The following is a 9,884-nucleotide window of genomic DNA, read 5'->3' as shown; positions in this document are numbered from 1 at the left end:
AGCTCCTCTACCCTCAAAGCAAGAGAATTGAGCCTCTCGTCCGTCCTACGCTGCGCCTCCGCCAACTCCTCAACCCTGGCCTCTGTGCGCCTCTGTGCCTCCGCAAGCTCCAGCAACGCCTTTTCCGTATGCTTTTGGGCTTCCGCAAGGTCCTTTACGACATCTCTTAGCTCATTAAACTCCTTCTTGGTTACGGACTCCTCCCGCTGACGCTCTAACTCCTCCAGCAACGCTATGAGAATCCCCCTTAGCTGAGGATCAAGAGCTTCCAGACGTTTTATAAAAGAAACGCTGATAGGCATTCCAGAGCTCCCGTGTTGATCTTAACCGTGCCCTTTCTCTTCTACCAAAAATTTTCCATCAAGCCAAAGAGGTCGTCAAAATTCTTCAACATGAAAAAACCGGTTTCCGGTTTCACCACCGGTCATTCCCGCTACCGGGTAAAAATTTTCTGAACCTGACATGCCTGAAAATCCTTTCCTGATGGACACTTCCATCAGGAAGTTTGCTCTCCTTTAATTCTCGCCTTGTCGTTGAATAGACCGGAACGAGACCGAGTTCACGAGCACGAATTGCCACATGAAGGGTCGCGCCGTATTCACCCTGAACCACTACTACGTCTCCCGGATACGACTCGGCTTCAAGCCACTCCATTACCGTAGCCACCTCGTCTTCAACAGATTCCCCCTCCGGTGAAATATCCTCCCAATTACGGCGTATTTCATCGGGCATGAGTACTATTCTAGAAACGCCCCAGATCTTCAGTAATTCCTCTTTTTGATCTTCCGTAAGTTCATGAGAAAGTATGACGAACGCCTTTTTGGAAGGGCGTCTCCAGGCCTCAAAGCCCTCCAGCCACCGGTTCCGCAAACTTTCAGCACACCGGCGCACATGGATCATAAGGGCTTTAGAACTCCTCCTATCCTTTCTCCACCCCCCGTGCAGATAATCGTTACGATATTTTTTCAAGGACTGAAATTCATCGGCCAGCTTTTTCAAATGCCTTCCACCCCGACTTATGATTTGCAAAGCCTCCCGTTTTCTCTGTCTCAACGCGCCGTCCCAGTCATCGGGAGGAATGTTTTGGGCCACCACATGCAGAATACCACCCCAGAACTCTTCTCTGGTTTCTTTGTCGCAAGGATCCTGTCCGGCCGACTCGCAAAGGCCCGTCAATATCCCCTCCCGAAGAAAAATGTAAGCCTGGGGAATCATGAGGTGGTCTATACACCATGCTGCCGCCTGAAAGGTTCTCTCCATAGGATCGCCCGTTTCGAAGCAGGCAAGGCTCTTCTTGAGCAGCTCAAAGAGCGGTTTCATCGGAGGAATCAGGTCCGAATCTTCCAGTTGATCTATCAACTCAGAAAAAGGCCGGAAATTCCAGATCTCCGGACCTCTTGCCGTTGCCAGGCTTTCCGCAAAACCTTCAAGGCTGTTCTTGAGGCTTGAAAACCTCCGCAACACATCTTCACCATCCAGGCGGTTACGATCTCGAAACAAAAGGCCAAGATCCCTGTTCAGTAAGCCTGCCAGATCGCCTGCATAACCGGCCTTTTTGAACATCTCAACGGCACGAGCCCACTCCAGAATTGAATCGTAAGGGGTCAGGTCGAAAACGGGAATATTCCGCTCTTCCTCCGGCATTTTTTCCACTTCCTGAGCAGTTCCGAGCGCTTCCAGGGCTCCGTAATAGATTCCACCCAGGGATATACCTTTGGCAATCTTACCGTAGTTCATTGCGACGGTCATGAGCAAGGGAATAGAGCGGAACGAATGAGTCACGTCCAGGAATATCTGATCCCCGGTGTTAAGGGCCTCCATAACCTTCAAAAATATCTTCATTATCTCATCTTCACTTCTCCCGTCGGGAATGGAGACCATTTCAATCCGGGGCGGGTATCCTCTCTTAAAAAGCTTATTACCAAGGCCCTCATCGCCCTTCCAGTTGATCTCTTCTGCTTTATTAGTGCAGAAAACGACTATACGATCGCTCTCGCTCCACCGAGAGCAAAGAAAGTCAACGAGTGCTTCCTGAACGAAGACAACCAGTTCTGATTTCCGGTCACCCATAACGTAATGGCAGGGAACGTATCTGCCCGTACCCAGCGTGCTCACAAATACTCTAGCCATGACATAACTCCATAAAGATCACCCAACAATTGCCAATGACGATACGAACATCTTGCCGACAGGCTACGACAATCCATAACATCAACTGAGCACCTTCAATATTCGGGCTTTAATTCCTTTTTTCTTGCTCTGATAAACAATGTAAAAGATTGCCTTTGTTCCTTCTTCCGTACCGGAAGGAATGAGTTGAGGGTTTTCGATCACAGCATCCCGGGCATCCCCTTCAAAGCGGGCAAACCATTCCTTGTCTTTCATATGGAGAGTTCCTTCCCGCTCCTGACCTTTTTCCACAGGTTTGGCGGCCGAAGAGGGATACATCGCAACGGGCATTCCCTTGCCCGAAAAGGCGCTACCAGTCGGCCCACCTGTGGCGATTCTCTCCGTGCCATCGGCAACCGGCGGTTTCGACTCCGTCGCGGTAACTTCAACCCCTACAGGCTGCCAGCTATCCTCTTCACCTTTCCGATAAAACAGCCTCGCCCAGCCGAGCGGCTTCACCGTATTGTCATTTTCCGGCCACACTCTGCGGGTCTTCGGAGCAGGGTCTTTTCCACGGTTATGGCCGCAGACATTCCGCACTTTTTGCCTCAGAGATTCATGGGGCCAGAGGAGGTTTACCGTCGTTGAAAGCATTCCCGCACCGTATCCTACCCTGAGCCAAGAACCTTTTAGACTTTTTTCGTACCAGTTCTTAAGCCCTAGCGCCCATTTTCGGCCATCACCGGAAGGGCTTTCAAAAAATTTCCTCTCCTCTTCCATAACATCCCTGTTCATCTCCACAACACACTTCAGCACATCCTCAGGACTTTCAACCGGAAATTGCCCGTCTGAATTTGCCCGCCTGAACCGTTCAAAAAGCTCAAGATCCCAGAGAAGCTCGGTTTCGAAAGTCCCCTCTACGACCGCTTCGACCCACACAATCAGATCATCCCTGCTCTGGGGATTTTTGCTCCGGTAGAAAAGACCTTCCCCGTTCCTGGCGAGAAAGTAAACGGGAATTACCCGTGTCTCAAGTTTACCGTCCTCCACCGGGTAGGCATCCCGCACCTTCAGACACCGTAAAAGGTCACGATTCTGATGTTTTCCTTTCTGATCTCTCAGGTTCTCCAGGACGCAATGCTGGAGCAGGTCCTTTTGCATTGATTCCGAAAGCCGGGTGCTTTTATTAAATCGCCGATTAGGTGAAGTAGCTTCAAGTTCTTCAATCCAGTGACGCACCTTCTCCATCCATTTGTTCACCCCGGCCCTCTTCAAACACCGGTACAAAACTGCGGTCCGCAAAGCGCCCTTGATGGAACTCCCGGGAAGAAATATTCGATTTCGGCCGTCCCGAACGAAGGGCCTGAACTGGCCCATGCCGTAACCGCCTCCCGGAACGCTATAAGCCGCAAGATCTTCTATGTTTTTAATGTTTATCCTGCCGCAGTAATCTCGCAAAAAGCCGTAAATTCCCTTTCTCCTGAGTTCATCGGAATAGGCAGCCTGACAAAATCGCTCCAGTAGATTTTTTTTCAGAAGAAAGTTGCCCATCTTTTCTTCGTCCAGAACGAAGATCCGACCTTCGTGACGGATAAACTCAAGGGCATTAAGAAACCCGTGGCGTGATCCTATGTGAACGGGGGTTTCTACCCGAAGCCGCAGGGCCGTAATTTCGAAAACGTTCTTACCCTTCATCCAGATCCCCTATACTTTTTGCAGGTTTCCCATCGGAAACCAGAAGCCCAGACCGCAACGATACACCCGGTGAGGGATCCCGATTGCGGCGGCCGCATCGGGAGTCACGTCCACCATAGAACCTCGAAGAGGCACAGAAGCCACAGCTCCTTCCTTAATGAAATACAGCCTTTTTCGCTTCACCGTTGTGGCCTGACGGCCCGATGAAACAAATCCCCTGTTTTCTTCGATGTCCCAAGCCAGAAGGCAAGATGAAAGCAAGCTGACCTCGTTATCTCCGGGATAAAAGCGGGAAAGAAGCTCAAACCCTGTAACCTCTTTTACGGCCGTTACTTCAGGCCAGACCTCCTCCAGAGGCTTGAAACCGCCGAAGCGGAATTCACCAGGGCCGTAAGTCCGTTCTCCCCCCAATCCCATATCACCCAGAAGCCGGAAGGCCGCTTCCAGCGCCTGCAGATCCGTATCGTCCTTCAAAAGCGCCAAGCCATACAGACCGGCTCCTTTCACGAAGCGCACGAGACCGCACATCCAGATCGAACTGTTAGCCGAAGCCCGATCCAATGCCACCCTTGGGCGGAGTTCCCGCAGAAACCAGCCATACTGGCCATCTCCGGCAGTCTGTGCCAGCCCGGAGCCGCGTTCCCTCATGGCCGAAAGTTCCGCCTCCGTCAGCGGTTCACCGGAAAGCCAGCGCACGACATCGGCAGGCTCAAGGTAACGGAGTTTCTTAATATCCTTACCCTGTTCGGCCATAAATTCCGCGCCGTCTTCCGAGAGGACGGGGTCTGACATGGGTTTGGGAAGGGCGTAGGCCCGTCTCGAGCCTTCGGCACCCCCGTCCGGCACGGACCCAAAAGGAAAAAGCGAACTCAGAACAAAACCCGGTGGGTCCTCCCGGAGTTTTCCAATAACTTCATCGGCCAGCCCCAGCACGGCAAAGGCGTTTATAACCGCCGACGTGAGCGAATCCGAAGGCAGAACCTCGTTGCTTTCCTCAAGCCCTATTCCGTGACGGCCGAAATGCACCCCTTCGGGAAATTCGAGATGGTAAATATACATTCTCATTGCCCGTTCCCGCTTCTGATAGCAAAGAAATTCTTCAACCCTTCCAGCACTTCCCCGTCAAAGGACGAAAAGGTCTGGCTGTTGTCGGCTTTTCTCTCCCATCTGTAGAAGTCAATACTACGGGCTTCGCACCTGTCAAAGCTAAAGACCACGTGGCCGTATCCTCTGGAACCGTGTCCGCCCAGGGAATCGTTTTCCAGAAGTCTCAGGGCAAATTGAAGATTCCGAAGATCTTCAACCATCTGATTCAGATCTTCCACATCGTAAACCATGGAACACCGGAAGATCGTCCCCGCGGGCACGCGCTCGAGACTTCTCGGATTTGCCGCCGAGGTAATGCGATCAATCCCGTTTTCGAACTTCCACTCGGTGTAGAGCAGGCCCGTGTCAATTCTTTCAAGCACCTGACGGCTCTCTTCCGTCAGCCTCATATCTCTTACCTTCAGCCGGGCCGGGAAGTTCTTATCTCCCAAAGACCCGAAGAGCCTGCATACGGGACAATTAAGATCACCGGGGTAACTCATCTCGATGTTGCCGAAATTCTTATTACAGTTCTTTCCTTTTTCCCAGTTGAGGCACTCGTGCCGGCTGGTCTTGCTACCGCCGTCCCGATTGGGCAGGAGATCGGGGAAAGCCTTCTCCAGAAGCGCCCGAAGTTTTCCTTTAAATGAAGAACCGGGCACGTAAGGTTCTTTTGTGATCGGATCTCTCACAACGGGTGCATCTAAGGCGCCGATCTCGAGAGATTCCTTAGACGCACCTATGTGCAGACCCGTCAGGCAGGTCATGGTCCCGGAAATCAAAATTTTTCCAAGGAGTTTGCGATAATCCGTTAAACCGCTCATGACTCCTTCCCTCCGTAAAAGCGATGATAAGCTATGACGCCCTCGATGAACCTGAGCAGTTTCCAGAAGTTCTCCTCTTTTTCGGCGCCTGAACGAACGGCCGCTTCGAGAATTTCCGCAAATTTCCTGAGTTCTGAATGTCTTCCTGCCGCATAGGCCAGCTTAGGTTGAAGTAGCACTATCTTATCCCGAACCCTGGAAAAATCGGCATCCCGCCTGCTCAAATCCGCCTCAACCTTGCGCACACCGTCCAGAAACCGCCGAATCTGGTTCAACTTTATGTCTCTGACCTTGAGATCCTCCCCGACCACCCGGGCAATTTCCACCAGACGGTCAGCGGTAAGCTCATCAAGCCTCCTCAATTCTTTTTTAAAGGTCTCAACGTGTTCGTCCAAAGGTCCTTTTACGGATTGCTTGCTCATCCCTATTTCTCCCCTTTACGCAGTGCCATCAATATGATCATCAGCCCTACCTCAAGATGCCTCCATCCCCCGGCCCGGCGAGAAAAGACGTAATCCTTCAATTCTCGCCAATCAGGCACCAGGTTCTCCGAAACAGTAGTCCTGCCGAAGATGTAGGCAAGCTTGGGAACGATCCATCCTCCCAGCTTCCGCTGTTGGCGGACCAGTTCATAGAACCTGTAAAGAAAGCCTATAGACAAGCCGCCCTGTCTGAGAACAAGCCTTCTGTCGTTGTCGTCCACATCAAGAAAGGGCGCAAGAATGCTGAGAAACTCACACAGAGCCCGAACATCGGAACCTGCGCCCTCTTCCCAGGGTAAAGCATGCCGTTCGAAAAACACCATCGTCCTGCGCCCTGCCACCCTTTTGGCCAGACCCTCTTCTGCCTCTCCCGCCGCCTGAGCAAGTCGATACACCGGGTCATGAACATGCCCAAGGGCCATTCCGCAGGAAAGGGTGATAAAGGGATTTGCCGTAAAGACTGCAAAGGCATTACGAATGTCCAGGGCTGCTTCAAGAACGTCAAGCCAGTGGCCGATGAGAAACACATCGTCTCCGCCTGCATATACTACCGACACCAGCCTCTTAAAGGACTCACCCCTGGACTCTGCGATGATCCTCTGAGGCCTGGGATACCCTTCCATATCCGCGAGAATCCCGTTTATGTGGTATTTGAAAAATAGACTCAGGTTTCGCGATATGGAGGTCATGAGCGCAAAACTTCGCTCATCTTTCGGCACAGCACTGGAAAATACCCGCCCCAGCCGATCAACATCCATTCGAATAACCCCGAGTCGTGAAGCACCTATGCCCGCCTCGGCCATTGATTCCAGCTCTCGTAACTCCTTCTTGGGAGGCAGGTAGATCCCGGCAAGAAGCGGCCGGCTCTGGGGATGGCGGAACTTTGCCAGATTCCATTCGTTCACGTGGTAAACGGCCGATGCTTCGCGCGCCAGGCCGACGTCATATTTGGCGGACAGAGAAAGGAAGTTTTTTCCAACAGGAAGAACTCGCGTCCCTTCTGGCGCTTGACCATCCCAGCGGTACACGACGGGAGTCAACGTTTCCGCCGAGGCCTTCTGGAGCATATCGCCCAGTACGTACTGTTCACGGCATCCGTCACAGGCCAGAATACCTTCCGTTATCCCCGGGGCCAGCTCACCGAGGGGTTTGTCCTCGCGACCGCATACCTCACACCTACTGGTGTAGCAGTCCCGATGCGGTTCGGCCGGCCCGCCGAATAAACGGTCCAGAAACCCTTCCCACCGGCGTTTCTTAGCCCGCTCGATTTCTAGCGAAAGCTTGCCCCACAGCCCTGACACATCCCGAAGAGCCGCCTTGTTGAAGGGAACCCAGCGGATGAAGATCTCAAGGGCGCCCGCAAAGTTTTCCAGGAGATACTCGTTGGCCTCTTTTTCGACGCTCCTGAGAACCCCGGCCGCCTTTTTTGTGTTGGGAACGATAATGTACAGGTGCCCTCCACCCGTGAAGATTACATTGCAGCGGAAAAGATCGAGCTCCTCAAGGATCCGGTCCACCGTGAGTTCCAGAAAAAGCTCCAGAAAGAAGGAACGGCCTTTCAGAGATTTCAGCGCTCCTTTCGAGGAAATCGTGTAGATGAAGCGCTGGACGCCCGAGATGTCGCCCCCAACCAGCAAAAACGGACACGGTGCATCGGGTGCCCAGGTTGCTTCTCCGGTTATTTCTTCTATGAGAACTCTTTTCTCGAAGCGCTCGCCGTATTGTTCCCTGTAATAATCCAGAAGGCACAACATGATGGCGGCGGTCGTCTTGAGATGATCGAAGAGCGAAATGTCGGCATGTTTTTCGGCCGCTCGATCGGCATCGGCCCCTCCGATCCGAAGAGTGATGGAAGGCACGGCACTTGTGTATTTTTCCAGGAGATGGAGCACCGCGTGGACGTTCCGGTGACCGTTGTTCTTTTTTAGTGCGCCAAATTCCTCTTCAAAAGCGTTCCACAGTGTCCGGTACGCCCCGGAATCGTTCTGCCCTTCTTCTAACACCGGCACGTGCCATTCCGGTCCGTTCGGCCCGGGTCGGGGTAAAGGCAGGTAAGAAAGCCGGGGACTGGTTCCGGGCCGGGTCTCGTGAGGATTACGAACCCTTGAGAAAGGGTTTAGCAGTTGAAGGGTCCGGTCCCATCGGCCGTGCTCACCGGGCTCATTCAGGCGAGTCCGCCGTTCCGCCGCCGCACAGTTGTCCGCCTCAAAGAGGACCAGCGTTCTACTGCTCTTCCAGGCTTCTTCGTCCCGTGCGTGGTGTGCCCCGGCTCCGGCGGCAACCATCCCTTCACCGTAGTGACGGGCTAGCCACTCCCGACCGATGGCACCGTGAGTCCCCGGCAGTTCGGGAAAGGCCCGCTGGCGAAATTTTCCGTGTCATGCCAGAGAGCCATTAGACATTCGTCAATGCGCCGTCTTTTTCCGTTTTCCATCAGGCATACTCCCATGTGTAGCGGCCCAGGCCGAATCCCGTGTTTTTACCTATGTGCAGGACCGAACCCGCCGTGAGATAGGGTTCGAAAGGGGTCGGGTCGCCTTCGTAGGTTACGGAACCGATTATACCACCAAGGCGCATCTTCTGCCGCTGCCGATGGGAATAGCGTTGCCAGTCGTACCACCTTGCTCTCATGTCAACTATGGTAACGTCCCGCGCCATGGTCAGCATCTCTTCGACCTCCGGATATGCATCCGGGGCGTCGCCGTGGATCCTGCACAGGAGATGGACTCGCTGGAGGAGATTGCCAATTATGATGTGAAAGTCGGGTTTATCGACGAGCTTCTGTCTATAGCGCAAACGAAGCGGTGTCACGAAATGAATGCTGAAACGGTTCGACGGGGAGCGATCGTTTATTTTCAGGCTTTTTAAGGACAGTGGCCGTTCCGGAAATCTAAGGCTCCCGTCCTCGTAGATGACCTCCAGAACCGACCCCGCCGGGTCAACCGAACTGATTCGGACGAGTTCGAAGGTCCCACGCCCCCGACCTATGCCGATGCGCCTCATCTGCTCGATTGCGGCGGCTACGTAGGGCAGCCAGTTTAAAGCCCGGCCCATAACGGTCAGGCCAAAGGTCAACGTTTCGCCCGGCTGGATCACCAGCGGTTCCCGGTTTACGTCAACACGGAAAACGAAGGGATGAGGTGCACGCCGGTAGCGCGCTCCGTCAGGCCCTGACGCCAGAAGCGGGGTTTCGAAGAAATAGACATAGACGCAGGAGACCTGCAGAGGGCAGGTTTCACAGGACTGACGTCGTAAGGTACAGCAGACCCTTTTTAATGCTACCCCGAGCGCCCCTCGAAGCGTACTTCCCTGAAAGGGAGGGAGTTCAATCCTATCCCTCGCGAGACATTTTACCTCAAGGATGGTAAAAGGAAGATCAAACCGATCGAAGGACATAGCGTCTTTCCTCGTTTCTTAAAGTCCCGGTCAACAGGACACCTTATCGATTAAACTCCACAATACCTGACGGGCGAACCTTTTACAAGAATCGCTCATTACTCTTTACGATTTTGGCGGGGAAAATTTCGGAGAAAAGGTTCAAAAATTGTTTGTAACGCAGGATGTCCTGATGCTCCGTGGCGCCGGCGTCATAAAGCGTGCCGCCTATGCCCAAAATTTTCCGGGTTAATTATACAGTAGCTCCCGACCTCCTCGAAGAAGGTCAGGTTTTCCGAAAGATAAACGACAC

General features: G+C 53.1%; 8 protein-coding genes and 1 pseudogene. All 9 read right to left on the bottom strand.

The genetic code is table 11. The features are described 5' to 3' along the window. Nucleotides 1–302 (bottom strand): annotated as a pseudogene (locus tag BM091_RS13895) (hypothetical protein); the annotation flags it as partial. A gap of 112 nt (nt 303–414) precedes the next feature. Beyond that, the gene (gene csx20 / locus BM091_RS06605; RefSeq protein WP_093394436.1) at nt 415–2,130 is read right to left on the bottom strand and encodes a CRISPR-associated protein Csx20; all 1,716 of its coding nucleotides are present in this window, start codon (nt 2,128–2,130) and stop codon (nt 415–417) included. An 81-nt stretch (nt 2,131–2,211) separates the two neighbouring features. Continuing rightward, on the bottom strand, nt 2,212–3,804 hold the full coding sequence (gene csm5, locus BM091_RS06600; RefSeq protein ID WP_093394434.1) for a type III-A CRISPR-associated RAMP protein Csm5: 1,593 nt from the start codon (nt 3,802–3,804) through the stop codon (nt 2,212–2,214). 9 nt (nt 3,805–3,813) lie between these two features. Further along, nucleotides 3,814–4,869: a type III-A CRISPR-associated RAMP protein Csm4 gene (csm4, locus tag BM091_RS06595; protein ID WP_093394433.1), complete on the bottom strand. Its 1,056-nt coding sequence runs from the start codon at nt 4,867–4,869 to the stop codon at nt 3,814–3,816. Beyond that, on the bottom strand, nt 4,866–5,714 hold the full coding sequence (csm3, locus tag BM091_RS06590; protein ID WP_093394431.1) for a type III-A CRISPR-associated RAMP protein Csm3: 849 nt from the start codon (nt 5,712–5,714) through the stop codon (nt 4,866–4,868). The genes csm4 and csm3 overlap by 4 nt, the downstream gene beginning before the upstream one ends. After that, nucleotides 5,711–6,136, bottom strand: coding sequence for a type III-A CRISPR-associated protein Csm2 (csm2, locus tag BM091_RS06585; RefSeq protein WP_093394430.1), 426 nt, complete (start codon nt 6,134–6,136; stop codon nt 5,711–5,713). The genes csm3 and csm2 overlap by 4 nt, the downstream gene beginning before the upstream one ends. Nucleotides 6,137–6,138: 2 nt before the next feature. Continuing rightward, the gene (gene cas10 / locus BM091_RS06580; protein ID WP_245735299.1) at nt 6,139–8,520 is read right to left on the bottom strand and encodes a type III-A CRISPR-associated protein Cas10/Csm1; all 2,382 of its coding nucleotides are present in this window, start codon (nt 8,518–8,520) and stop codon (nt 6,139–6,141) included. After that, complete coding sequence (locus BM091_RS14395) at nt 8,502–8,630, bottom strand: hypothetical protein (protein WP_281243978.1); 129 nt, start codon at nt 8,628–8,630, stop codon at nt 8,502–8,504. Before BM091_RS14395 ends, cas10 begins: the two co-directional genes overlap by 19 nt. Continuing rightward, nucleotides 8,630–9,592, bottom strand: coding sequence for a CRISPR system precrRNA processing endoribonuclease RAMP protein Cas6 (cas6, locus tag BM091_RS06575; protein WP_093394427.1), 963 nt, complete (start codon nt 9,590–9,592; stop codon nt 8,630–8,632). The genes BM091_RS14395 and cas6 overlap by 1 nt, the downstream gene beginning before the upstream one ends. Between the last annotated feature and the right edge of the window lie 292 nt (nt 9,593–9,884).

Origin of the sequence: Thermodesulforhabdus norvegica, assembly GCF_900114975.1 — a bacterium.
In the GTDB taxonomy this organism is placed as follows: Bacteria; Desulfobacterota; Syntrophobacteria; order Syntrophobacterales; family Thermodesulforhabdaceae; genus Thermodesulforhabdus; species Thermodesulforhabdus norvegica.
The sequence above is the reverse complement of the archived record's forward strand: the minus strand, read 5'-3'. Positions and strand labels throughout refer to the sequence as shown.